Below are 24,397 nucleotides of genomic sequence, written 5' to 3'. Positions count from 1 at the left end.
GAGGTCGCCCTACAACGATTCGGAATACACCATTCCGATCACCCCCGCCCCCGGGGTTCCATGCTCGGGCTCGTACCCCGAGCGACCCCCCACTCATGAGGAAGCGTCGATGAACACGCAACCGACCCTGACGAAGGACGACGGGGGGACCGGCACCACCGGTGCTCCGGACTCCCCCGACGGCCTCAAGGCCGGACTCAAGAACCGCCATCTGTCGATGATCGCCATCGGCGGTGTCATCGGCGCCGGGCTCTTCGTCGGCTCCGGCTCCGGCATCGCCGCCGCCGGGCCCGCGATCCTCCTCTCGTACGCGCTCGTCGGCACCATGGTCGTCTTCGTGATGCGGATGCTGGGCGAGATGGCCGCCGCCCGGCCGTCCTCCGGCTCCTTCTCCGCCTACGCGGACCAGGCCCTGGGCCGCTGGGCCGGTTTCAGCATCGGCTGGCTCTACTGGTTCTTCTGGGTCGTCGTCCTCGCGGTCGAGGCGACGGCGGGCGCCAAGATCCTGGAGGGCTGGATCCCGGCGGTCCCGCAGTGGGCCTGGGCGCTGATCGTGATGGTGGTGCTCACCGCGACGAACCTGGCCTCGGTGGCCTCGTACGGCGAATTCGAATTCTGGTTCGCCGGGATCAAGGTCGTCGCGATCGGTGCCTTCGTCGTGGTCGGGCTGCTGGCCGTCTTCGGGGTGCTCCCCGGCTCGGACAACCCGGGCGCCGGGTTCGCGCACCTCACCGATGCCGGGGGCTTCTTCCCGATGGGCGCGGGCGCGATCCTCACCGGGGTGCTGATGGTCGTCTTCTCCTTCATGGGCAGCGAGATCGTCACCCTGGCCGCCGGTGAGTCGGAGGACCCGCAGCGGGCCGTGACGAAGGCCACCAACAGCGTGATCTGGCGGATCGGCGTCTTCTACCTGGGTTCGATCCTCGTCGTCCTGACCCTGCTGCCGTGGAACGACAGGTCGATCCTGGAGAAGGGCTCGTACGTCGCCGCCCTCGACTCCATCGGCATCCCGCACGCCGGTCAGGTGATGAACGTGATCGTCCTGACGGCGGTGCTCTCCTGCCTGAACTCGGGCCTCTACACCGCCTCCCGGATGGCCTTCTCGCTCGGGCGGCGGGGGGACGCGCCGAAGTCCTTCGCGCGGGTCAACGAGCGGGGCGTGCCGCAGGCGGCGATCCTCGGCTCGGTCGTCTTCGGCTTCGTCGCGGTCTTCTTCAACTACAAGTGGCCGGACACCGTCTTCGCCTTCCTGCTGAACGCCTCCGGCGCGGTGGCGCTCTTCGTCTGGCTGGTCATCTGCGTGACCCAGCTGAGGATGCGCGGCATCATCCTGCGCGAGTCGCCGGAGAAGCTGGTGGTGCGGATGTGGCTCTTCCCGTATCTGACCTGGGCGACCATCGCCATGATCGTCTTCGTGCTCGGCTACATGCTGTACGACGGCGGGAGCGCCCGGGAGCAGGTCGTGCTCTCGCTCCTGGTGGCCGCGCTGGTGATCGTGGTGGCGCTGGTCCGCGAGCGGTTCGCGAAGGCCGCCGCGCGCCGGTAGCCGCCGGATGCTCCGGCATACGGAAGGGCCCGCGGCTCCTCGGAGCCGCGGGCCCTTCCGTATGCCGTGCGGGGTCTCAGCCCCTGCGACCGGCCAGCTTCCAGGCGGCCGGGAGGGCGCCCATGGCGAGGGCCGCCTTGAGGGCGTCGCCGAGGAGGAACGGGACGAGACCGGCGGCGACCGCCTGGCCGAGGGTCATGCCGGTGGCGAGGGCCAGGTAGGGCACGCCGACCGCGTAGATGATCGCGGAGCCCAGGACCATGGCGCCCGCCGTGCGCGGCACCGAGCGGTCGGCGCCGCGCCGGGCCAGGGCGCCGACGACGGTCGCGGCGAGCAGCATCCCGAGGACGTAGCCGAAGGACGGCATGGCGTAGCCGGAGGAGGCCTGCGCGAACCACGGCACGCCGGCCATGCCCACGACCGCGTAGAGGGCGAGGGCGAGGAAGCCGCGGCGGGCGCCGAGGGCGGTGCCGACGAGCAGGGCGGCGAAGGTCTGCCCGGAGACGGGGACCGGGGAGCCGGGGACCGGGACGGAGAGCTGCGCGGCGAGGCCGGTGAGGGCGGCGCCGCCGAGGACCAGCGCGATGTCACGGGTGCGGCTCGCGGGGAGCAGATCGGCGAGGACGGTGCCCGCACGGAGGGTACGGGCGGGGGTGGCGGCGGTGCTCATCGGTACTCCGCGGGGGTGAGGGTGGGTGGGACAGGTTGACGGTATGCCAGGAGTGAACGCCCGATCACCGTCAGCCGCCGACAAAGCCCGAGCCGAGCGCTTCATCAGGTTTCGACAAAGAGCGGGATCCATGCCTCGCACCACGTGACCCTCGTCACTGGCAACTCGCCAGGAGACGTCCCTTTTGCTCCGGAGGGAGGTCAGCGGAGAGACTGTGGAGTCCCCATAAAGTGTCATCTCCCCGAGAGCGCGAGCCCCCACCATGCGCGACGACCCGTCGTCCTCCCCGGTCAGCGGACCGGAGCCCCTCTCCCACGGTCTGAAGCAGCGTCATCTGACGATGCTGGGGCTCGGCGGTGTCATCGGCGCCGGGCTCTTCGTCGGCTCCGGCGCGGGCATCGCGGTCGCCGGGCCCGGGATCGTCGTCTCGTACCTGATCGCCGGGACGCTCGCGATGCTGGTCATGCGGATGCTGGGCGAGATGTCGGCGGCGATGCCCGCCTCCGGGGCGTTCTCGGTGCACGCCGAGCGGGCGCTGGGCCGGTGGGCGGGCTTCTCGGTGGGCTGGCTGTACTGGTTCCTCCTCGTGGTGGTCCTCGCGGTGGAGGCGACCGGCGCGGCGCGGATCGCGAACGGCTGGGTGCCGGGGGTCCCGCAGTGGGGCTGGGTGCTGGTCTTCATGGTGGTGTTCACCCTCGCCAACCTGGCGGCGGTGAGGAACTTCGGCGAGTTCGAATTCTGGTTCGCCGCCCTGAAGGTCGGCGCGATCGTGCTCTTCCTGGTCCTCGGGCTGCTGGCGATCCTGGGGTGGCTGCCGGACACCGAACCGGTGGGTCTCGCGAACCTGACGGGGCAGGGCGGTTTCCTGCCGAACGGCTGGTCCGGGGTGGTCTCCGGGGTCCTCGTGGTCGTCTTCGCCTTCGGCGGCCTGGAGATCGTCACGATCGCGGCGGCGGAGTCCGACGACCCGGCGCGGAACGTGGCGCGGGCGGTGCGCAGCACGGTCTGGCGGATCCTCTTCTTCTACGTGGGCTCGATGCTGGTCATCGTGACGCTGCTGCCGTGGACCTCGATGGTGCCGGGCGAGTCCCCCTACGTGGCGGTGCTGGACGCGATCGGGGTGCCCGGGGCGGGCCAGATCATGAACGTGGTGGTGTTCGTGGCGCTGCTCTCGGCGCTCAACGCGAACCTGTACGGCTCCTCGCGGATGGTGTTCTCGCTCGCGGAGCGGGGGGAGGCGCCGAAGGGGCTGCTGCGGATCTCGCGCGGGGGCGTGCCGCGCCGGGCGGTGCTCGCCTCGGTGGCCTTCGGTTTCGTCTCCGTCCTGCTCAATCTGAGGTGGCCGGACTCCGTCTTCCTCTACATGCTCAACGCGGTCGGCGCGGTGCTGCTGTTCGTCTGGGCGCTGATCGCGGTCTCGCAGTTGCGGCTGCGGCGCCGGATCGAGCGGGAGGCGCCCGAGACGCTGACGCTGCGGATGTGGGGCTTCCCGTGGCTGACCTGGGTGGCGCTGGCCGGGATGGGGGCGATCCTCGTGCTGATGCTGACGAACGAGGCGGCCCGGCCGCAGTTGCTGTGGTCGGCGGCGGCGACCGGGGCGGTGCTCCTGGTGGCATGGGTGCGGGAACCGCGCACGAAGCGGGAACCGCGCACAAAACGGAACTAGATCTTCACCTTGTGTGAGGCCAGTGCCCGTATAGCGGACTCGGGTTCCCCGTGAGCGGGGTGCGTGACCACACTGTGGGCTCCTCCCGTCTCAGCTAGTGAACAGGGTTCGCCCATGTCCCGGACCACCGCGCCCGCGCCGACCGACCGCGAGGACGGCGCCCCCGCCTCTTCCGAGGGTCTCGCGCACGGCCTCAAGCAGCGCCATCTGTCGATGATCGCCCTCGGCGGTGTCATCGGCGCCGGGCTCTTCGTCGGCTCCGGCGCGGGCATCGCCGCCGCCGGACCGTCGATCGTGATCGCCTACGCGCTCTCCGGAGTGCTCGTGATGCTCGTGATGCGGATGCTCGGCGAGATGTCCGCCGCGAACCCCGCCTCCGGCTCCTTCTCGGTGCACGCCGAGCGGGCCTTCGGGCCGTGGGCGGGCTTCACCTCCGGATGGGCGTTCTGGTTCCTGCTCTGTGTGGCCGTCGGCCTGGAGGGCATCGGCGCGGCGAAGATCATGACAGGCTGGTTCCCGGGCAGCCCGGAGTGGGCCTGGGTGGCGCTGTTCATGGTGGTCTTCACGGTCACCAACCTGGCGGCGGTGAAGAACTTCGGCGAGTTCGAATTCTGGTTCGCCGCCCTGAAGGTCGGCGCGATCGTGCTGTTCCTCGGCATCGGCGTCCTCGCCGTCACCGGTCTGCTGCCCGGCACGGACTCCCCCGGCGCCACCAACCTGACCGGCGACGGCGGTTTCTTCCCCCGGGGCTCCGAGGGCCTGATCGTGGGCCTGCTGGCCTCCGTCTTCGCGTACGGCGGACTGGAGACGGTCACCATCGCGGCGGCCGAGTCGGAGCACCCGGTCCAGGGGGTGGCCAAGGCGGTCCGCACGGCCATGTGGCGCATCGCGCTCTTCTACATCGGCTCGATGGCGGTCATCGTCACCCTGGTGCCGTGGAGCGACCCGGCCGTGGTCGAGAAGGGCCCGTACGTCGCCGCCCTCGACCACCTCGGCATCCCGGCGGCCGGACAGATCATGAACGTGGTCGTGCTCGTCGCCCTGCTCTCCGCGATGAACGCCAACGTCTACGGCGCCTCCCGGATGGCCCGTTCGCTCGTCGCGCGCGGCCAGGGGCCGAAGTCGCTCGGCCGCACGACCGGCGGCGTCCCCCGCCCGGCGGTGCTGGCCTCCTCCGTCTTCGGCTTCGGCTGCGTGCTGCTGAGCTACTGGCGCCCGGACGACATCTTCCTCTGGCTGCTCAACATGATCGGCGCGGTCATCCTGGTCGTCTGGTTCTTCATCGCCGCCTCGCAGCTGGTGCTGCGCCGCCGCACCGAGCGCGAGGCGCCCGAGAAGCTGGTCGTGCGGATGTGGGCCTTCCCGGCGCTGACCTGGGTGGCGCTCGCGGGCATGGCGGCGATCTTCGTCCTGATGGCCCGCGAGGAGGGCACCCGGACGCAGTTGTACGGGACGGGCGCTCTGACGCTGCTGCTCGCCGCCGTCGGCTTCGCCCGCCAGCGGGCGGCGGCCCGCCGGGGCTGATCCCGCGCACCGCCCCTCCCGTACGGGGCGACGCCCGCACCCGAGAACCCCGGACCGGCCGCCCCGGACCGGGGTTCTTCCCCGTCCGGCGGTCTTCGGGCGCGGAGGTCCTCCGGTCCCGGGGGCGGGGCCGGAGGGGCGGGGCCGGAGGCGGAGGACGGGTGCGACACGGGACCTAGGGCGAAGGGCTGATCAACAGGGAGAGCACCTACTGTTAGCCTGCACCTGCATATAACTTGCAATAAGCAGGAGCAGTCGAAGGGGCCGGGCACATGGCGATCTACACACTTCCTGAGCTGCCGTACGACTACGCGGCGCTGGAGCCGGTGATCAATCCGCAGATCATCGAGCTGCACCACGACAAGCACCACGCCGCGTACGTCAAGGGCGCGAACGACACCCTGGAGCAGCTGGAGGAGGCCCGCGACAAGGACCAGTGGGGCGCGATCAACGGCCTGGAGAAGAACCTGGCCTTCCACCTCTCCGGCCACATCCTCCACTCCATCTACTGGAACAACATGAACAGCCCGAAGGAGGGCGGCGGCGGCGAGCCGCTGGCCGCCGACGGCATCGGTGACCTCGCGGACGCGATCACCGAGTCCTTCGGCTCCTTCGCCAAGTTCAAGGCCCAGCTGACCAAGGCCTCCGCGACCACCCAGGGCTCCGGCTGGGGTGTCCTCGCGTACGAGCCGATCAGCGGTCGCCTCATCGTCGAGCAGGTCTACGACCACCAGGGCAACGTCGGCCAGGGCTCCGTCCCGGTCCTCGTCTTCGACGCCTGGGAGCACGCCTTCTACCTCCAGTACAAGAACCAGAAGGTCGACTTCATCGACGCCATGTGGCAGGTCGTCAACTGGCAGGACGTGAGCAAGCGCTACCACGCCGCCAAGGCCTCCGTACCGCTGATCTCCTTCTGATCCGGTCCCCCGGACCGGTCTCCTGACCGGTCCGGGGCCGGTCAGGGCCCCACGGGGCTCCCCCGCACGTCCTGCTCGTGATCGTCTTCTCAACCTTCACCTGCGGACGGAACGAAGAAGAACCCCCGCGATGACATGGATCGCGGGGGTTCTTCCGTTCCGTCACCGGGACCGGGTCACTCGAAGCTGGGGGCCGCCGTCCGGGTGCGCTTGATCTCGTAGAAGCCGGGCGTGGACGCCACCAGCAGCGTGCCGTCCCACAGCCGGGCCGCCGCCTCGCCGCGCGGGGCCGGGGTGACGACCGGACCGAAGAAGGCGACCTCGTCACCGTCCGGACCCGGCACCGCGACGACCGGGGTGCCGACGTCCTGGCCGACCTTGTCGATGCCCTCCTGGTGGGAGGCGCGCAGCTCGGTGTCGTAGGTGTCCTTGTCGGCGAAGTCCGCGAGGTCCTCGGGCAGACCGGCGTCCTTCAGCGCGCCCACGATCGCCTCGCGGGTCGGGCCCTCGCCGTTGTTGTGGAAACGGGTGCCGAGCGCCGTGTACAGCTTGCCGACGACCTCGTCGCCGTGCAGCCGCTGGGCCGCCGTGACCACCCGGACCGGGCCCCACGCCTGGGTCTCCAGCATCTCGCGGTACTCGGCGGGCACCTCGTCCAGCCGGTCCTCGTTCAGGACGGCCAGGCTCATGACCTTCCAGCGCACGTCCACCGGACGCACCTTCTCGACCTCGATCATCCAGCGGGAGGTCATCCAGGCCCACGGGCACAGCGGATCGAAGAAGAAATCGGCGGTGATCCTGCTCTCGGACATGTCGCTCCTCGGTGGGGCCGTCGGAATTTCGGCGGGTGGTGCGCCGAAAGGAGGGAACCCCGGGACGCCCCGGGGCATTCCCGTGTCCCGGGCGACAGCCGCACATGGGAGAATCGCTCCTGTTTCGAACGCGCCACGAAGGAGTGACCGTGCCCGGTGAGAATCTGTCCCGCGACGAGGCCCACGAGCGGGCGGCGCTGCTGTCCGTCGACGGGTACGAGGTCGTCCTCGACCTCCGCTCGGCGGTCGGCGACTCGGCCGAGGAGGTGCGCACCTTCCGCTCGGAGACCACGATCCGCTTCCGCCGCACCGGCGACGGCACGAGCACCTTCGTGGACCTGATCGCCCCGTCGGTGACCTCCGTCACCCTCAACGGGCGCTCCCTCGACCCGTCGGCCGTCTTCGACGGGGCCCGGATCGCGCTCGACGGCCTCGCCGACGAGAACGTCCTGGTGGTGGACGCGCGGTGCGCCTACAGCCGCACCGGCGAGGGGATGCACCGCTTCGTCGACCCGGAGGACGGCGAGGTCTACCTCTACACGCAGTACGAGCCCGCCGACGCGCGCCGGGTGTACGCCACCTTCGAGCAGCCCGACCTCAAGGCCCCGTACCGCTTCTCGGTGACCGCGCCCGAGGAGTGGACGGTCTGGTCGAACGGCGCGGGCGAGCGGGACGCCGAGGGCGTGTGGCGGTTCGCCGAGACCGCGCCGATCTCCACGTACATCACCTGTGTCGTGGCCGGTCCCTACCACTACGTGACGGACAGCTACACCCGTGGCGAGCTGGAGATCCCGCTCGGCGCGATGTGCCGGAAGTCGCTCGCGAAGCACTTCGACGCGGACGACGTCTTCCTGATCACCAAGCAGGGCTTCGACTTCTTCCACGACAACTTCGACTACCCGTACCCCTTCGGGAAGTACGACCAGGCCTTCGTCCCCGAGTACAACCTCGGCGCGATGGAGAACCCGGGCATGGTGACCTTCCGCGAGGAGTACATCTACCGGGGCAAGGTCACCCAGGCCGCGTACGAGAGCCGGGCCAACGTCATCCTCCACGAGATGGCGCACATGTGGTTCGGCGACCTCGTCACCATGGTGTGGTGGGACGACCTGTGGCTCAAGGAGTCCTTCGCCGACTTCATGGGCTCCTTCGTGAACGCCGAGGCCACCCGCTTCAGCGACAGCTGGGTGACCTTCGCCAACAACCGCAAGGCCTGGGCCTACCGCGCCGACCAGCTGCCGTCCACCCACCCGATCACGGCCGACATCCGTGACCTGGAGGACGCCAAGCTCAACTTCGACGGCATCACGTACGCCAAGGGCGCCTCGGTGCTCAAGCAGCTCGTCGCCTACGCGGGACGGGACGCCTTCCTGGAGGGCTCCCGCCGCTACTTCAAGCGCCACGCCTTCGGGAACACCCGGCTCGCCGACCTCCTCACGATCCTGGAGGAGACCTCCGGGCGGGACATGAGGTCCTGGGCGAAGTCCTGGCTCCAGACCTCCGGCGTGAACACCCTCACCCCGGCCGTCACCCTCGACGCGGAGGGCCGGATCACCGAGCTGGCCGTCCTCCAGGAGGGCGACGAGCTGCGCCCGCACCGCGCCGCCGTCGGCCTCTACCGGCTCGTCGACGGGGAGCTCGTCCGCTACGCGCGGTCCGAGACCGACATCACCGGCGCCCGGACCGTCGTCGCCGACCTGGCGGGCGAGGAGCGGCCCGACCTGGTCCTCGTCAACGACGACGACCTCACCTACTGCAAGATCCGCTTCGACGAGGAGTCGCTCGCCACCCTGCGCGCCCACCTCGGCGACATCACCGACCCCCTGGCCCGCGCCCTGTGCTGGTCCGCGCTGTGGAACCTGACCCGGGACGGTCTGATGCCCGCCCGGGACTTCGTCTCGGTCGCGCTCGCCTTCGCGGGCCGCGAGACCGGCATCGGCGTCCTCCAGATGGTGCACGCCTGGACGAAGTCGGCCGTCACCCTCTACGCGACCCCGGCGTGGCGCGAGGAGGGCGGGCGACTGCTCGCCGAGGGCGGACTGCGGGAGCTGCGGCTCGCGGAGCCGGGCAGTGAGCACCAGCTGACCTGGGCGCGGTTCTTCGCCGCGACGTCCTCCTCCGAGGCCGACTTCCAGCTCCTCGAAGGGCTGCTCGACGGCACGGCGAAGATCGACGGGCTCGACGTCGACCAGGAGCTGCGCTGGGCGCTGCTCTCCCCGCTCGCCGCGCACGGCCTGGCGGACGAGGACCGGATCGGGGCGGAACTGGCCCGGGACGACACCGCGACGGGCAAGCGCCACCAGGTGCGGCTGCTGGCCTCGCGGCCCTCGGCCGCCGTCAAGGCGCAGGCGTGGGCGCAGGTCGTCGAGTCCGACGCCCTGTCGAACGCGCTGGTGGAGGCGACGATCGCGGGCTTCGTCCAGCCCTCGCAGCGGGAGCTGATCGCGCCCTACGCGCAGAAGTACTTCGCGGTGATCGAGCGGCTGTGGGCCGAGCGGTCGATCCAGATCGGCATGGACGTGGTCCGGGGCCTGTTCCCGGGGCTCCAGGACGACGAGGCGACCCTCACGGCGACGGACGACTGGCTGTCGGCGCACGCCTCGGCCGCCCCGGCGCTGCGGCGGCTGGTCCTGGAGGCCCGGGACGACCTGGCGCGGGCGCTGCGCGCGCAGGAGTGCGACGGCCGGGCGGCCTGACCCCCGCCCGGAGGGGGCCGGTCCGCACGCGCGGACCGGCCCCCTCCGACGTGTACGGCCCCGGGACCGGCGGACCCCCCATGTGCGCCGGTCGGCTTTGCGGCCCCGGCCGCCCGGGTCGTACGGCCGAGCACCCGAAGCCGTCCGGTCACGTGCCCGGGGCCGTCCGGACCGACGCTCATCGGCGGTCGAACGCCCGTACTTTAGGGCGAGGTTGTCCTCAATCGTCGACGGGCGTGTAACAGGGGTTAGGGGAGCCTTCGGAAGCGGAAGACCCCCGGCATGAACCACGACACCCCCCTCACTCCCCGCCCGCTCCCCCTCTCCACGCGCACCGGACGGACGCAACGACTCGCTTCCGCCGCCCAGTTGAGGGCCCTGGGCATTCCCGCCGGGGAGGTCGCCGCCCGCTGCCGCCCCGGCGGCTGGCAGCAGTTGCTGCCCGGCGTCTTCCTGCTCCAGCCGGGCCCGCCCACCAGCGAGGACCGGCTGCGCGCCGCCCTGCTCTACGCCCGCAGGGCCGGGACCGTACCGCCCCGGGCCCCGGACGCGATGATCACCGGGCTCGCCGCGCTCAGCCTGCACGGCTTCGCCTCCGCTCCCCCGCTCACCGCCCTGGAGCGGATCGACGTCCTCGTGCCGCGCACCCGGCGGCTGCGCTCGACCGGCTGGGTGCGGGTCGTGCGCGCCCCCGAGACCCCGGAGCCGCTGGAGCTGACCGAGGTCCCCGTCGCCCCGGTGGCCCGCGCGGTCGCCGACGCGGTGTCCGGCCTCTCGGACGCGGAGACCGTACGGGACCTCCTGACCGAGGCCGTGCGCGGCGGCCACTGCGAACCGGGCCCGGTGGTGCGCGAGTTGAACCGGGCCCGGCTGCTGAACCGGCCGCACGTGGTGGACGCGGTGGACGCTCTGCTCACCGAGGGACGGTCGCGGTCCGAGGAGCGCCTGTACGAGATGGTGCGGGAGTTCGGCCTGCCGGACCCGCTGTGGGACGTGGATCTGCGACTGCCGGGCGGCCCGCACCTGGGCGGGGTGGACGCCTACTGGCCCGACCAGGCGGTCGCGGTGGAGCTGGACACGCGGGCGCCCCGGCAGGACGACGACGCGCTGTGGTCCGAGTACACCCGCAAGCGGGAGCACCTGGAGCGGCTCGGCGTCACGGTGGTCCATCTGACGCCGCGCAAGCTGCGCGAGGCGATGGACCAGCAGGCCACCGTGGTGCGTACGGCCCTGATGGCCGCGTCCGACCGGCAGCCCGCCGCCTGGATCGTCGTCCTGCCCCGGTGACCGGTCAGACCTTCGGAGCGGTGCCGCAGAACTCGGCCTCCAGGACGGCCTGGCTGTCGCCCGTCCAGTCCGCGTTGAGGTTCATGGCCAGCGAGTGCCGGCCGTCCTTGGTGACCACGGCTTCGGAGGAGGAGCCGTGGATGCCGCCGCCGTGGCCCCAGACCTCCTTGCCGCAGCTGAGCTTCTGCTTCATCAGGCCGAGGCCGTAGCCCACGTCCGGGAGGTCGGCGGAGACCGGGATCGTGGTGGTCAGCTCCCGCTGCTCGGCCTTCGGGAGCAGCTTGCCGGTGATCAGGGCGCGGTAGAAGGTCTGGAGGTCGCGGGCGTCGGAGATCATCTCGCCGGCCGCGCCCGCGATGCTCGGGTTGAGCGTGGAGACGTCGTGGACCGGGGCGTTCACGTCCTCGGAGAGCGTGGAGTACGCCGGGCTGCTGGGCCGCGGCATGGCCGAGCGGGTCCCGGGGACGCTGGTGGAGCGGAGCTTGAGGGGCTTGATGATGCGGTTCTCGACGGCCTTGCCGTAGGAGCGGCCCGTGACCTTCTCGATGACCATGCCCGCGAGGACGAAGTTGGTGTTGGAGTAGTTCCAGCCGGCGCCGGGGGCGAAGTCCGGCTGGTGCGCCATGGCGACGGAGACGAGCTGCCCGGGGGTCCAGGTGTCGTAGCGGTGCTGCAAGAAGCCGGGGCCGAAGACCTTCTGCTGGAAGGCGGGGTCGCTGGTGTAGCTGTAGATGCCGCTGGTGTGGTTGAGCAGCTGCCGGACGGTGATCTTCCGGCCGTCGTGGCCGTTGCCCTTGACGACGCCGGGGAGCCACTTCTCGACCGGGTCGTCGAGGTCGATCCGGCCCTCGGCCTGGAGCTGGAGGAGGACGGTGGAGGTGAAGGTCTTGGTGATGGAGCCGACCCGGAAGCGGTCGTCGCCGCCGCGCTCGCCCGCCGTGCCGGTCCAGGAGGAGCGTCCGTCGCGGGCCTGGGCGACGGCGCCGGGCACTCCCGCGTCGACCGCGGCCTGGAGCGCCCGCTGGGTGGCGGTGTGGTCACCCTTCACCGGAGCGGCCGGGGCGGCCGGTGCGGCGGCGAACGCGGGGGCGGCGAGGGCGGTGGCGGCGACCCCCGCTGCCAGGACGGCGGCGAGGACGGTACGGGTGGTGCGTACGGCGGTCATGCGGGCTCCCCTGAGGCTGTCGTGCGTGAAGTGCGGTCGCGGGGAAGGACCGCGGGGCCGGGCGGGAGGGTTGAGCGGCGGCGGGACGGTTGAGTGTGTTTCGGCCGTTCGGCGCAAGGGGCGCCCCGGCGGGCCCGGAGGGGTCGGTCGTCCGCCCGTCCGGCCAGCCGGGAGCGGCCCACCGGGGGCCGTTCCCGCCAGGGGTCGAGGCCGATGTCGACGAGGGCGACCCGGGACAGCCCGGGGACGGCGTCGAGGGGCCGCCAGGCCGCCCGGTCGGTGGAGCCGCCGGGCAGGGTCCACCGTTTCGTGCCGTCCCTGGCCGCCCGGCGGGCCAGCAGCACCTCGCCGTCGCGGACGCACACGGCGTGGGCCGCCACCTCAAGTCCTGCCTCGGGGAACGAGGTCGGGGCCGGTCGCGGAACGGGCGGGGGCCGCGCCCCGGGCGGCTCCGGGCGGGGCGGCGAAGGGCCCGGCGCGGGCGGCGGCGAGAAGGCCGATAAACGCCCAGGAGGGGGCGCCCGGAGAGTGACGCTCGCCACCCCCGGGGCCGGTGGTCGCGGTTCCGGCGGCGGCCGGGGCCGGCCGGGCGGGGACGACCCGGGAAGACGGCCCGGGGGCGACGGGGGCGAGGGCTCGCGCTCACCGGGCCCGCGCGGAGGCGGACCCGTCCCCCGCCCGTACCGCGGCGGCCCGCCCCGCACTCGTACCCGTACCCGTACCGAAGCGTCCCCGCTCCCCGTCCGTACCGCGGCGGTCCGTCCGGCGTCGTACGGGATCGGCTCCGCCAGGCGCCCGTACCGCGGCGGTCCCGTCCGGCGCTCGCCCTCACCGTCCCGGCCCTTGGACAATGGATTGGACAAGGCGCACCGGGACATACGCATCATGGACCGGCAGCAGCCTGCACACACGTACGGAGGAGTCCCCGTGAAGGTCGGAATCGTCGGAGCCACCGGTCAGGTCGGCACAGTCATGCGCAGGATCCTGGCCGAGCGGAACTTCCCCCTCGACGAGCTGCGGCTCTTCGCCTCCGCCCGCTCGGCGGGCACGGTCGTGGACGGCGTCACGGTCGAGGACGCCTCGACGGCCGACTACACCGGTCTGGACATCGTCCTGTTCTCCGCGGGCGGCGCCACCTCCAAGGCCCTCGCCGAGAAGGTCGCCGCCCAGGGCGCCGTCGTGATCGACAACTCCTCCGCCTGGCGCCGCGACCCCGAGGTCCCGCTGGTCGTCTCCGAGGTCAACCCGCACGCGGTCAAGGACCGCCCCAAGGGGATCATCGCCAACCCCAACTGCACCACGATGGCCGCCATGCCGGTCCTCAAGCCGCTCCACCAGGAAGCCGGTCTGACCGCGCTGGTCGCCACCACCTACCAGGCCGTCTCCGGCTCGGGCGTCGCCGGTGTCGCCGAGCTGGACGGCCAGATCAAGGCGGTCGCCGAGGGCGCCGCCGCCCTCGCCCACGACGGCGGGGCCGTGGACTTCCCCGAGCCCGGCGTCTACAAGCGTCCGATCGCCTTCAACGTGCTGCCGCTGGCCGGGTCGATCGTCGACGACGGCTCCTTCGAGACCGACGAGGAGCAGAAGCTCCGCAACGAGTCCCGCAAGATCCTGGAGATCCCGGAGCTGAAGGTCTCCGGCACCTGCGTCCGCGTCCCGGTCTTCTCCGGCCACTCCCTCCAGATCAACGCGCGCTTCGAGCGCCCGATCGGCGTCGAGCGCGCCCTGGAGCTGCTCGGCGACGCCGAGGGCGTCGAGCTGTCCGAGATCCCGACCCCGCTCCAGGCCGCGGGCAAGGACGCCTCCTTCGTGGGCCGCGTCCGGGTCGACGAGACCGTCGAGAACGGCCTCGCGCTCTTCGTCTCCAACGACAACCTGCGCAAGGGCGCGGCGCTGAACGCCGTGCAGATCGCGGAGCTGGTCGCGGCCGAGCTCAAGGGCTGAACCGTACGTCCCCGGAGGGGCGGCCGTCCGGACCCGGACGGCCGCCCCTCCGGCGTCCGCTGACCGGGGCGGGGACGCCGAAATGTGCCGTGCGCCCCCGCACCGGGGCGTGGAAGGATGGCCCAAACGTCACGAAACCGAGGAGATGACCGGGTGCCTGGCACAAACCTGACCCGCGAAGAGGCCCAGAAGCGCGCCGCGCTGCTGACCGTGGACGCGTACGAGGTCGAACTCGACCTCTCCGGCGCGCAGGAGGGCGGCACCTACAGGTCCGTCACCACCGTCCGCTTCGATTCCGCCGAGGCCCATGCCTCGACCTTCATCGACCTCGTCGCACCCGCCGTCCACGAGGCCGTCCTCAACGGCCACGCGCTCGACGTCGCCGCCGTCTTCCGCGACTCCCGGATCGCCCTCGATCATCTGCGCCAGGGGCCGAACGAGCTGCGGATCGTCGCCGACTGCGCGTACACGAACACCGGAGAGGGTCTGCACCGCTTCGTCGACCCGGTCGACGACCAGGCGTACCTCTACACCCAGTTCGAGGTGCCGGACGCCCGCCGCGTCTTCGCCTCCTTCGAGCAGCCCGACCTGAAGGCGACCTTCCAGTTCACCGTGAAGGCGCCGAGCGGCTGGTCGGTCGTCTCCAACTCGCCCACGCCGGAGCCCAAGGACGACGTGTGGGTCTTCGAGCCGACCCCGCGCATCTCCACGTACATCACCGCGCTGATCGTCGGCCCGTACCACTCGGTCCACTCCTCGTACGAGAAGGACGGCCAGAGCGTCCCGCTCGGCATCTACTGCCGTCCCTCGCTCGCCGAGTTCCTGGACGCCGACCACATCTTCGACGTCACCCGGCAGGGCTTCGACTGGTTCCAGGAGAAGTTCGCGTACGACTACCCGTTCGCCAAGTACGACCAGCTCTTCGTGCCCGAGTTCAACGCGGGCGCGATGGAGAACGCGGGCGCGGTCACCATCCGCGACCAGTACGTCTTCCGCTCGAAGGTGACGGACGCGGCGTACGAGCGGCGGGCCGAGACCATCCTGCACGAGCTGGCCCACATGTGGTTCGGCGACCTCGTGACCATGGAGTGGTGGAACGACCTGTGGCTGAACGAGTCGTTCGCCACCTACACCTCCGTCGCCTGCCAGGCGTCGGTGCCCGGCACCCGCTGGCCGAACGCCTGGACCACCTTCGCCAACGCGGAGAAGACCTGGGCCTACCGCCAGGACCAGCTGCCGTCCACGCACCCGATCATGGCCGAGATCAACGACCTGGAGGACGTGCTCGTCAACTTCGACGGGATCACGTACGCCAAGGGCGCCAGTGTGCTCAAGCAGCTCGTCGCCTACGTCGGCCAGGACGAGTTCTTCAAGGGCGTCCAGGCCTACTTCCGGGCGCACGCCTTCGGCAACACCCGCCTCTCCGACCTCCTCGGCGCCCTGGAGGAGACTTCGGGACGCGATCTGAAGACCTGGTCGAAGGCGTGGCTGGAGACCGCCGGCATCAACATCCTCCGCCCTGAGGTCGAGACCGACGAGAACGGTTCGATCACCGCCTTCGCCGTCCGCCAGGAGGCCCCCGCGCTGCCCGTGGGCGCCAAGGGCGAGGCCGTCCTGCGCCCGCACCGGATCGCGATCGGCTTCTACGACCTGGACGCGGACGGCAAGCTGGTCCGTGTCGAGCGCCTCGAACTCGACATCGCCGCCGCCGAGCTGACCGCCGTGCCGCAGCTGCACGGCAAGCGCCGCCCGGCCGTCGTCCTCCTCAACGACGACGACCTGTCGTACGCCAAGGTCCGCCTCGACGAGGTGTCCCTGCAGAACGTCACCGCGCACCTCGGCGACTTCGCCGAGTCCCTGCCCCGCGCCCTGTGCTGGGCCTCCGCCTGGGACATGACCCGCGACGGCGAGCTGGCCACCCGCGACTACCTGGAGCTGGTGCTCTCCGGCGTCGGCAAGGAGTCCGACATCGGCGTCGTCCAGTCGCTCCAGGGCCAGGCCAAGGCCGCCGTGGACCTGTACGCGGCGCCGGAGTGGCGCGAGGCGGGCCTGAGCCGCTGGACCGACGCGACCCTGGCGCACCTGCGCGCGGCCGAGCCCGCGAGCGACCACCAGCTGGCCTGGGCGCGGGCCTTCGCGGCGACCGCGCGCACCCCGCAGCAGCTCGATCTGCTCGCCTCCCTCCTGGAGGGCCGCGAGACGATCGAGGGCCTGGCCGTCGACACCGAGCTGCGCTGGGCGTTCGTGCAGCGCCTCGCGGCGACCGGCGTCTACGACGAGACGGAGATCGCGGGCGAGCTGGAGCGCGACCGGACGGCGGCGGGCGAACGGCACGCGGCCACCGCCCGCGCGGCCCGTCCGACGGACGCGGCGAAGGCGGAGGCCTGGGCCTCGGTCGTCGAGGACGACAAGCTGGCCAACGCGGTGCAGGAGGCCGTCATCGGCGGCTTCGTCCAGTCCGACCAGCGCGAGCTGCTCGCCCCGTACACGGAGAAGTACTTCGCGGCGATCAAGGGCGTCTCGGAGACCCGCAGCCACGAGATGATCCAGCAGATCGTGGTCGGCCTCTACCCGGCGCTCCAGGTCTCCCGGGAGACGCTGGACGCCACCGACGCGTGGATCGCCGAGCACGCCCCGGCCCCGGCGCTGCGGCGTCTGGTGACGGAGTGCCGCGCGGGCGTCGAGCGCGCCCTGAAGGCACAGGCGGCGGACGCGGCCGCCCAGTAGTCCCGTAGGACCCGGTGAAGGGGCGCCCTCCCTCAGGGGGCGCCCCTTCGTCGTGCCGTGGTGGTCCGGGGCGGCGGCGGTCGGAGTCGGCGGCGGTCCGGGTCTCGGAGCGGGGGAGTCTGGAGTCCGCCCGGCGGGCGGGCGTCGGCGCGCGGCCGCTCCGCCGGGCGGAGGTCTTCCGGTCCGGTCAGCCGCCGAGCGCCGTGAACCGGGCGCGCAGTCCGGCCGCGCCCTGCTCCGTCAGCTCCCCGTGCAGCCGCATCCTGGCGACCCCGCCGTCGGGGAAGGCGTCCAGCCGGACGTGGGTGACGACGGCGTGGGCGGGCAGCTTGAAGCGGTGCGGGGTGTCGGGCTGGAGCCTGGTCCGGGGGATGATCTCGAACCACTCGCCGTTCTCGCCGTCGCGGCCCTGGAGGGCGATCCAGCCCGCCGAGTTGCCCTTGAGGCAGGCGGTGTCGATCTCGACGGCGCGGACAGCGCCCTGCGCGGCGAGCCGGAAGCGCACCCAGTCGTTGGTGCCGCGCACCCGGCGGCGCCGGTTCTCCCAGCCGTCGTCCATCTTGCGGGAGGTGCCGGGCAGGATGATCTGGGTCGGTGAGGAGTAGAAGCGGTCGGAGGCGTCCTCGTAGGAACCGCCGTTGAGCACCGCGATCAGGTCGAGGGTGCCGAGCAGCTCCAGCCACTCGGGGTCGGGGACGACCTCGCCGTGGACGCGGAGGCGGGCGACGCCGCCGTCCGGGTGCTGGCAGAGCCGCACATGGGTCCAGCGGCGCTCGGCGCTGATCTCGAAGCCGTTGGCGGCGTGGCCCCGGACGGGGGTGGGCGGGACCAGCTCCTCCCACTTCGCGTCGAGCAGTTCCTCCGGGGTGGGCGAGCCCTCCACGGAGGTGGCCTGGACGCTCACCCGCTGCGGGTAGTTGCCCCGGAAGTGGGCGGTGTCGACGACGATCCCGCGGATCACGCCGGGGGCGCCGAGGCGGACGATCGCCCAGTCGTGGTCCTCGGGGGCGGGGAAGACGTTCTCGGCGTCGGCGCCCCGGCGGCGGCGGGTCTCCCAGCCGTCCATGACCTTGCCCTTGTGGCCGAAGTGCTCCGGGTCGAAGACGGCGCGCTCGCGGACCAGGAGGTTCTCGCGCTCGGCGAAGAACTCGTCCTCGGCGGCGACGACCCCGCCGCCGAGCCGCCGGTCGGCGAGGTCGACCAGTTCGGTGAAGGGGAAGTCACCGGCGCGGTAGTCGGCGTACGGGTCACCTCCCGCGTAGGGGGCGGCGTCGTTGGCGTGCGGGTCGTCCTGGGGCGCGGCGTTCGCTTCGAGGCTGCTCATGCCCCGACTCTCCCGCGCCCCGGATCCCCGGTCCATCGAATGTTTTCGAGGTTGCTTTTCAGTTCTTCTGAAAGGTCCTCTGAAAGGTCCCCGGGAGGGGTGGGCGGGGGCCGGTGCGCCGAGGGCACGAGGGGCGCCCGGCGGCTCAGACCGTCTCGCGGGCGGCGGCGGCCCGGCGGAGGGCCGTGAGCACCCGGGCCACCGCGGGGCCCTCCTCCGCGCCGCGCCGCACGGCGGCGACGACATGGCGGCGGGGCTGGTCGGCGGCGAGGACCCGCATGACGACCCCGGTGCCGCTCCGGCGCTCCGCCGCCGCCATCCGGGGGACCAGGGCGATGCCCATGCCCGCCTCGACCATGGCGAGGATCGCGGTCCAGCCGGAGGCGCTGTGGGCCTGCTCGGGCACGAACCCGGCGGCCTCGCAGGCGGCCGTGGTGATCTCCGACCAGGGTCCGGAGCCGCCGAAGATCCAGGGCTCCGCCGCCAGGTCGGCGAGCCGGAGGCCGGGGGCGTCGGCGTGCGGGTGTCCGGCGGGCAGGGCCACGTCGAGCGGGTCGGCGAGCAGCGGCACCCGGCTGAACTTGGGGTCGCGGGCGGAGGGCGCGTGGGCGGCGAGCGAGAGCGCCAGATCGACCTGGCCCGCCGCGAGGAGTTCGTACGCCTCCGCCGCCTCGGCCTCCCGGACGCGGACGTCGAGCCCGGGGTGCGCGGCCCGCAGCTGCCGTACGGCGGGCACGACGAGCGCGGTCACGGAGGTCGAGAAGGCCGCCACCCGCACCTGGCCCGCCTCGCCCCGCAGATAGCCGTCGAGTTCGGCGTCGGCGCGCTCCAGCTGGGCGAACACCACCTCCGCGTGCCGCAGCACCAGATGGGCGGCGTCGGTGAGCCGGACCCGGCGGCCCTGGGCCTCCAGGAGCCGTACGCCGAGCTGCCTGGAGAGGTTGGTGAGCTGCTGCGAAACGGCCGAGGGGGTGAGGAGGAGGGCCTCGGCGGCGGCGGTGACGGTGCCCCGGTCGCGGAGGGTGCGGAGGATCTGGAGCTTCTTGACGTCCCACTCGGTCATGGGGCGCAACCTATCCCCCCTTCCGTTTCCCGGGCGCGGAGGCCAGGACGACCCCACCGAGGATCAGCGCCGTGCACAGGACGCCGAGGAGGCCGAGTTCCTCGCCGATGAGCGCGTACGAGAGGAGGGCGACGCAGACCGGCTGGAGGTGGTGGGCGCTGCCCGCGCGGGCCGCGCCGATGAGTTCGACGGCCTTGTTCCAGGCGAAGAAGGCGACGGCGGAGGAGCAGACGCCGACGTAGACGAGGGGGCCGACGGTGCCGGTGGTGGGGGTGAAGCCGCCCTGGACGGCGAGGCTCAGCGCATGGGGGCGGGAAGCAGCATCAGGGCGCCGAGGGCGAAGGTGACGAGGAGGAAAAGGGGGAGACCGCCGAGGGCGGCGGGACGGCGGGGCGGCGGGGCGGCGGGGCGGCGGCGGACGAGCCGTCGCTGCCGCCAGGTCTCGCGGGCGGCGAGCGGGGCGACCGCGAGGAGGGCGACGATCCAGCGCCAGAAGGCGGCCTGGACCGGGGGGCGGTGTCGTGGAGGGCGCGGGCGGTGACGAAGCTGCCGGACCGGACGACCGTGGCGAGCAGGGCGAGCAGGGCGAGCAGGGCGAGGAGAACGCCGAGGCCGACGCCCCGCGCGCGGTTCCGCACGGTCGCCGGCTCTTCGGTGTCACTGCTCGGGGCGGTCGGTGGGTCCAGCAGGGCCATCGGGTTCCTCTCCGTCGGCGGCCTACCGTCGCACCGCCGAAACCTCCAGGTCCATCGAAACCTTCCGACCGTTCTTTTCAGTGGGGCTGAACGATGGGGCCGCTGCGACGGCGCGGGCCTCCGGAGTCGCCTCCACGGCCTCCCCGCCCTTTCCGGCCCGCGCCTCACCGGCCTCACCGACCCCACCGGCCTTCCCGCCCTTGCGGGTGCGGGGGCTCAGCTGGCCCGCGAGGGTGGCGCCGAAGGCGATGGCCATGCCGAGCAGCTGCACCGGGCCGAGTGCCTGGCCGAGCGCGGCCCAGCCGATGATCGCGGCCGTGATCGGGGAGAGCGGGCCGAGGAGGGTGACCGAGGAGGCGCTCAGCCGCTCGATGCCCCGGAACCAGAGGAAGTACGAGATCGCGGTGTTGCCGAAGGCGAGGTAGGCGTATCCGGCCAGGTTGGCGCCGGTCAGGGCGGGCGGTGCGCCCTCGACCAGGAAGGCGACGGGCAGGATGACCAGGCCGCCCGCGGTGAGCTGCCAGCCGGTGAGGGCGAGGGCTCCGACGCCCTCGGGGCGGCCCCAGCGCTTGGTGAAGACGACACCCGCCGACATCGAGAGCGCGGAGAGCAGTCCGGCGACCACTCCGACGAGATCGAGGGCGGCTCCGGCCTTGAGCACCACGAGGCTGACGCCGAAGGCGGCGGCGACGGCGGTGATCAGGGACTTCGCGGTGGGCTTGTCGCCGAGGAAGAGGGCGGCGAGACCGACGACGAGGAGCGGGCCCACGGAGCCGACGACGGCGGCGACCCCACCGGGGAGCCGGTAGGCGGCGAGGAAGAGGAGCGGGAAGAAGGCGCCGATGTTGAGGGCGCCGAGGACCGCGGACTTCCACCACCAGGCGCCCCGGGGAAGCTTGCGGGTGAGGGCCAGGAGGAGGAGTCCGGCGGGCAGGGCGCGCATCAGGCCGGTGAAGAGCGGCCGGTCGGGCGGCAGGAACTCGGTGGTGACGAAGTAGGTGGAGCCCCAGGAGATCGGGGCGAGGGCGGTCAGCGCGACGACTGCTGCTTTGCGGGACATGACGGGTTCCCCCCTGACACGGATGCGGCGCCGGTCCCTCGCAGGGCCGGACCGGCTTGGCAGTAATTAACTTACCATTAAGCTACTTGCTTGCAAGTGGCTTTCTTGCCATCGACTCTGTGGAGAGAGGAGACTGTGCGCATGGAGACGAAGAACCCCGGACCGGCCCACGACGCCGTCGACGCCATCGCCGACCAGTGGGCGGTGGTCCGCCCCGACCTGGACACCGTGCCGATGGCGGTCTTCGGGCGGATCTACCGCCTGGCCAACGCCATGCGCGGCAGGGTCGACAAGGCGTACGCGCCCTACGGCATGGCCCTCGGGGAGTTCGATGTGCTCGCCACCCTGCGCAGGTCAGGGGAGCCGTACACGCTCTCGCCGCGCGAGCTGACCGCCACGCTGATGATCACGACCGGCGGGATGACGGGCCGTCTCGACAAGCTGGAGAAGGCCGGACTGCTCACCCGCAGCCCGGACCCGAACGACCGCCGGGGGCTGCGGGTCACTCTCAGCGAGCGCGGCAGGGAACTGGTCGACCAGGCCGTGGAAGCGGGCCTCGCGGAACAGCGGGCGGCCCTGGAGGGCGCGCTCACCGACGAGGAGGCGGCGCAACTGACCGGACTGCTGCGCAAACTGCTCGCGTCCTCGGTCTGAGGCCCCGGGCCTGAGACACCGGGGACCTCGGGGGCTTGGGCCTCGGGGGCTTGGGCCTTGGGCCTTGGCCCTTGGGCCTCGGGGACGAGCGGGGAGGACCGGCCGGGGTCCCGGCGGAGCACCCGGCCGGGGCCCGGCGGGCGGGAGGCCGTGGGGCGGCCCGGAGTCGCCGGGGGCCCCGGAAACGCGCACGAGGGCGCCGCACGGCACAATTCGGTGCCGTGCGGCGCCCTCGGCGGAGCGAAGGAAGCGGTGGTCAGACCTTCTTGGACTTGTCGAGCACCATCACCAGGCCGGCGATCACCAGGAACAGCACCAGCGGTGCCGCGACGAACAGGCCGAGGGTCTCGATGACCTCCAGCTTGGGGGCCGGGTCGTCGCCGTCGTCGCGGGTGAGCGCGAGCGCGGGGGACGACATGAGCAGCATCATCAGCGTCGTACCGGCCGCGATCGAACCGGCGCGCAGAGCGTTCTTCTTGTCCACGGTGCAAACGTAGCGAACAGCTAATCGGCCCGCGCGTCCGGGGGTGCCGTACGGGCGTTCCGCCCGGTCGCGGGGGTGTCCGCGGAAGCCGCCGGGGCGTCCGGGGCCGTCGTGCGCGCGTGCAGTTCGCGCAGCAGCGCGTGCGCGCGGGGCGAGGCCGCGAGCCGCTCCAGGGTGAACGGCTGCCCGTCCGGACCGGCCAGCGGCAGCCGCCAGTTGGGGTACTCGTCCCAGGTGCCCGGCAGGTTCTGCGGTCTGCGGTCCCCCACCGCGTCCGGCAGCCACACCCCCACCATCCGGGCCGGGGTGTCCAGCAGGAACCGGTGGACGGCGACGATCTCGGCCTCCTCCTCGCCCGGCCCCTCCGGGAGCAGCCCGAGCCGCTGGAACAGACCGAGCCACTCGGCGGTCTCCGCCGCGTCCACCGCCCGCTCGCGCTCCAGGTCACCGGTGAGCAGCCCGAGCCGGTGCCGCAGGGTGACGTGGTCGCCGGAGAGCCGGGCGGCGGTCGGGGGCAGGTCGTGGGTGGTGGCGGTGGCCACGCACGCGGTGCGCCAGGCGTCCCGTGGCAGCGGGCGCCCGCCACCCGCCCAGTCCCGTTCGAACCAGAGCACGGAGGTGCCGAACACCCCGCGTCCGGCGAGTTCCTCGCGGACGCCCGGCTCGACCGTGCCGAGGTCCTCGCCGATGACGAGGGCCCCGGCCCGGTGGGCCTCCAGGACCAGGACCGCGAGCATCGCGTCGGCGTCGTACCGGACGTACGTGCCCTCGGTGGGCTCGCGGCCCTCCGGCACCCACCAGAGGCGGAAGAGGCCCATCACGTGGTCGATGCGCAGCGCGCCCGCGTGGCGCAGGAGTTCGCGCAGGAGCCCCCGGTAGGGGGCGTAGCCGGTGGCGGCGAGGGCGTCGGGGCGCCAGGGCGGCAGGCCCCAGTCCTGACCGCGCGCGTTGAAGGCGTCGGGCGGGGCGCCGATCGACATGCCGGTGGCGAAGTCGCCGCGCCGGGCCCAGGTGTCGGAGCCCTCCGGGTGGACGCCGACCGCGAGGTCGTGGACGATGCCGACCGCCATCCCGGCCTCGCGGGCGGCCTCGGCGGCGGCGGCCAGCTGCCGGTCCGTCAGCCAGGCGAGACGGCAGTGGAAGTCGACCCGGGCGGCCAGGGCCGGGTCCTCGCGGACGGCGGTCCCGGCCGTGCGCGGGTCGCGGAGCGCCTCGGGCCAGCTCCGCCAGTGGGGTCCGTGGCGCTCGGCGAGGGCCTGGTAGGTGGCGTGGTCCTCCAGGGCGCGGCCCCGGGCCGCGAGGAAGGCGTGGAAGTCGGCGCGTCGGCCGGGGCCGAGGTCGACGTCCGCGACGACGAGTTCCAGGGCCCGCCGCTTGGCCTCCCACACCGCGTCCCGGTCGACGGGCGCGCCCTTGGTGAGGACCCGTTCGCGCAGTTCGGCGGCCTCGGCGAGGATGCCGTCGAGTTCCTCCCGGCGCTCGGGGCCGACCAGCGCGTACTCGGGGACCTCCTCGATCCGCAGGTGGACGGGGTCGGGGAAGCGGCGGGAGGAGGGGCGGTACGGGGAGGGGTCGCTCGGCGCCCCGGGGACGCCCGCGTGCAGGGGGTTGACCTGGATGAACCCGGCGCCGTGGACGCGGCCCGCCCAGGTGGCGAGTTCGCGCAGGTCCCCGAGGTCGCCCATGCCCCAGGAGCGGGTGGAGAGCAGCGAGTAGAGCTGGACGAGGAGCCCGTACGAGCGGTGTCGGGGGGCGGGCACGCGCGCGGGGCTCACGATCAGGGTCGCGGTGGCCGTCCGCCCGTCGGGGGCCTGCGCCTCGACGGTGTGGACGCCGGGGGGCAGCCGCTCCCAGTCCCGGCCGGTGACGACGGCGCCGTCCTCGGTGGTGACCCGGAGCCGGGTGCCGTGCGGCAGGTCGGCCGGGGGGTGGACCGGCTCCGCGTCCCGCCACCGGACCAGGGTCGGGGGCAGCAGTCGCTCCCGGTCGGCCCGCTCCGCCGCTTCGAGGGCGGCGGCGACCTCCTCCGGGGTGGCCGCGTCCACGCCGAGGGCGCCGAGGACGGCGACCACGGTCGCCTCCGGCACCGGCACGGTGACGCCTTCGGACGGGCTGTGGGCGGTGGCGACGCCGTGACGGGCGGCGAGACGGGCCAGGGTCACT

20 protein-coding genes are annotated in these 24,397 nt (G+C 72.7%); 9 read left to right on the top strand and 11 right to left on the bottom strand.

The window, feature by feature from the left end:
• Window positions 1-109: 109 nt before the first annotated feature.
• A complete protein-coding gene (locus ACIO92_RS05240) occupies window positions 110-1,546 on the top strand; it encodes an amino acid permease (protein WP_402282302.1) in 1,437 nt (478 codons plus the stop codon).
• A gap of 76 nt (window positions 1,547-1,622) precedes the next feature.
• Here ACIO92_RS05240 and ACIO92_RS05235 read toward each other — a convergent pair whose 3' ends face one another.
• The gene (locus ACIO92_RS05235; RefSeq protein ID WP_366440592.1) at window positions 1,623-2,216 is read right to left on the bottom strand and encodes a biotin transporter BioY; all 594 of its coding nucleotides are present in this window, start codon (window positions 2,214-2,216) and stop codon (window positions 1,623-1,625) included.
• 262 nt (window positions 2,217-2,478) lie between these two features.
• Here ACIO92_RS05235 and ACIO92_RS05230 point away from each other — a divergent pair, with 262 nt between their 5' ends.
• From ACIO92_RS05230 to ACIO92_RS05220, 3 genes are all read left to right on the top strand, one after another.
• Entirely contained in the window at window positions 2,479-3,882 is a 1,404-nt protein-coding gene (locus ACIO92_RS05230) for an amino acid permease (RefSeq protein WP_401237953.1), read from the top strand.
• Between the two features lie 114 nt (window positions 3,883-3,996).
• Complete coding sequence (locus ACIO92_RS05225) at window positions 3,997-5,406, top strand: amino acid permease (RefSeq protein WP_402282300.1); 1,410 nt, start codon at window positions 3,997-3,999, stop codon at window positions 5,404-5,406.
• Between the two features lie 272 nt (window positions 5,407-5,678).
• A complete protein-coding gene (locus ACIO92_RS05220) occupies window positions 5,679-6,323 on the top strand; it encodes a superoxide dismutase (RefSeq protein WP_351791942.1) in 645 nt (214 codons plus the stop codon).
• 176 nt (window positions 6,324-6,499) lie between these two features.
• Here the strand turns inward: ACIO92_RS05220 and ACIO92_RS05215 are convergent, their stop codons facing one another.
• A complete protein-coding gene (locus ACIO92_RS05215; protein ID WP_366440595.1) occupies window positions 6,500-7,135 on the bottom strand; it encodes a DsbA family protein in 636 nt (211 codons plus the stop codon).
• A gap of 149 nt (window positions 7,136-7,284) precedes the next feature.
• Here ACIO92_RS05215 and pepN (ACIO92_RS05210) point away from each other — a divergent pair, with 149 nt between their 5' ends.
• Both pepN (ACIO92_RS05210) and ACIO92_RS05205 read left to right on the top strand, forming a co-directional pair.
• Window positions 7,285-9,831, top strand: a complete 2,547-nt coding sequence (gene pepN, locus ACIO92_RS05210; RefSeq protein WP_366440596.1) for an aminopeptidase N — start codon at window positions 7,285-7,287, stop codon at window positions 9,829-9,831.
• A 282-nt stretch (window positions 9,832-10,113) separates the two neighbouring features.
• Entirely contained in the window at window positions 10,114-11,118 is a 1,005-nt protein-coding gene (locus ACIO92_RS05205; protein WP_402055179.1) for a hypothetical protein, read from the top strand.
• 4 nt (window positions 11,119-11,122) lie between these two features.
• On the opposite strand, the gene ACIO92_RS05200 is transcribed toward ACIO92_RS05205, so the two are convergent.
• The gene (locus ACIO92_RS05200) at window positions 11,123-12,283 is read right to left on the bottom strand and encodes a serine hydrolase domain-containing protein (RefSeq protein WP_366440598.1); all 1,161 of its coding nucleotides are present in this window, start codon (window positions 12,281-12,283) and stop codon (window positions 11,123-11,125) included.
• Complete coding sequence (locus ACIO92_RS05195; protein WP_402596694.1) at window positions 12,280-12,663, bottom strand: NUDIX hydrolase; 384 nt, start codon at window positions 12,661-12,663, stop codon at window positions 12,280-12,282. Before ACIO92_RS05195 ends, ACIO92_RS05200 begins: the two co-directional genes overlap by 4 nt.
• Window positions 12,664-13,210: 547 nt before the next feature.
• On the opposite strand from ACIO92_RS05195, the gene ACIO92_RS05190 reads away from it, so the two are divergent.
• Both ACIO92_RS05190 and pepN (ACIO92_RS05185) read left to right on the top strand, forming a co-directional pair.
• Complete coding sequence (locus ACIO92_RS05190; RefSeq protein WP_366440599.1) at window positions 13,211-14,227, top strand: aspartate-semialdehyde dehydrogenase; 1,017 nt, start codon at window positions 13,211-13,213, stop codon at window positions 14,225-14,227.
• 153 nt (window positions 14,228-14,380) lie between these two features.
• On the top strand, window positions 14,381-16,954 hold the full coding sequence (gene pepN / locus ACIO92_RS05185) for an aminopeptidase N (protein WP_366440600.1): 2,574 nt from the start codon (window positions 14,381-14,383) through the stop codon (window positions 16,952-16,954).
• Between the two features lie 187 nt (window positions 16,955-17,141).
• On the opposite strand, the gene alc is transcribed toward pepN (ACIO92_RS05185), so the two are convergent.
• The 5 genes from alc to ACIO92_RS05160 all read right to left on the bottom strand — a co-directional run bounded on the left by alc (window position 17,142) and on the right by ACIO92_RS05160 (window position 21,096).
• Entirely contained in the window at window positions 17,142-18,278 is a 1,137-nt protein-coding gene (alc, locus tag ACIO92_RS05180) for an allantoicase (RefSeq protein WP_366440601.1), read from the bottom strand.
• A 145-nt stretch (window positions 18,279-18,423) separates the two neighbouring features.
• Window positions 18,424-19,341, bottom strand: a complete 918-nt coding sequence (locus ACIO92_RS05175) for a LysR family transcriptional regulator (RefSeq protein ID WP_366440602.1) — start codon at window positions 19,339-19,341, stop codon at window positions 18,424-18,426.
• A 10-nt stretch (window positions 19,342-19,351) separates the two neighbouring features.
• On the bottom strand, window positions 19,352-19,642 hold the full coding sequence (locus ACIO92_RS05170; RefSeq protein WP_402282501.1) for an EamA family transporter: 291 nt from the start codon (window positions 19,640-19,642) through the stop codon (window positions 19,352-19,354).
• Between the two features lie 22 nt (window positions 19,643-19,664).
• Window positions 19,665-20,036, bottom strand: coding sequence for a hypothetical protein (locus ACIO92_RS05165; RefSeq protein WP_402282511.1), 372 nt, complete (start codon window positions 20,034-20,036; stop codon window positions 19,665-19,667).
• 22 nt (window positions 20,037-20,058) lie between these two features.
• A complete protein-coding gene (locus tag ACIO92_RS05160) occupies window positions 20,059-21,096 on the bottom strand; it encodes an EamA family transporter (protein WP_366440603.1) in 1,038 nt (345 codons plus the stop codon).
• Window positions 21,097-21,237: 141 nt separating this feature from the next.
• Here ACIO92_RS05160 and ACIO92_RS05155 point away from each other — a divergent pair, with 141 nt between their 5' ends.
• Entirely contained in the window at window positions 21,238-21,750 is a 513-nt protein-coding gene (locus tag ACIO92_RS05155; protein ID WP_366440604.1) for a MarR family transcriptional regulator, read from the top strand.
• Window positions 21,751-22,006: 256 nt separating this feature from the next.
• On the opposite strand, the gene ACIO92_RS05150 is transcribed toward ACIO92_RS05155, so the two are convergent.
• A complete protein-coding gene (locus ACIO92_RS05150) occupies window positions 22,007-22,234 on the bottom strand; it encodes a hypothetical protein (protein WP_351791975.1) in 228 nt (75 codons plus the stop codon).
• Between the two features lie 20 nt (window positions 22,235-22,254).
• The gene (gene malQ, locus ACIO92_RS05145; protein ID WP_401237937.1) at window positions 22,255-24,396 is read right to left on the bottom strand and encodes a 4-alpha-glucanotransferase; all 2,142 of its coding nucleotides are present in this window, start codon (window positions 24,394-24,396) and stop codon (window positions 22,255-22,257) included.
• Window position 24,397: the final 1 nt, after the last annotated feature.

This window comes from Streptomyces sp. NPDC087215 (genome assembly GCF_044744885.1).
GTDB lineage: Bacteria > Actinomycetota > Actinomycetes > Streptomycetales > Streptomycetaceae > Streptomyces.
Note: the sequence above shows the minus strand (reverse complement) of the source record. Positions and strands in the feature narration are given on the sequence as shown.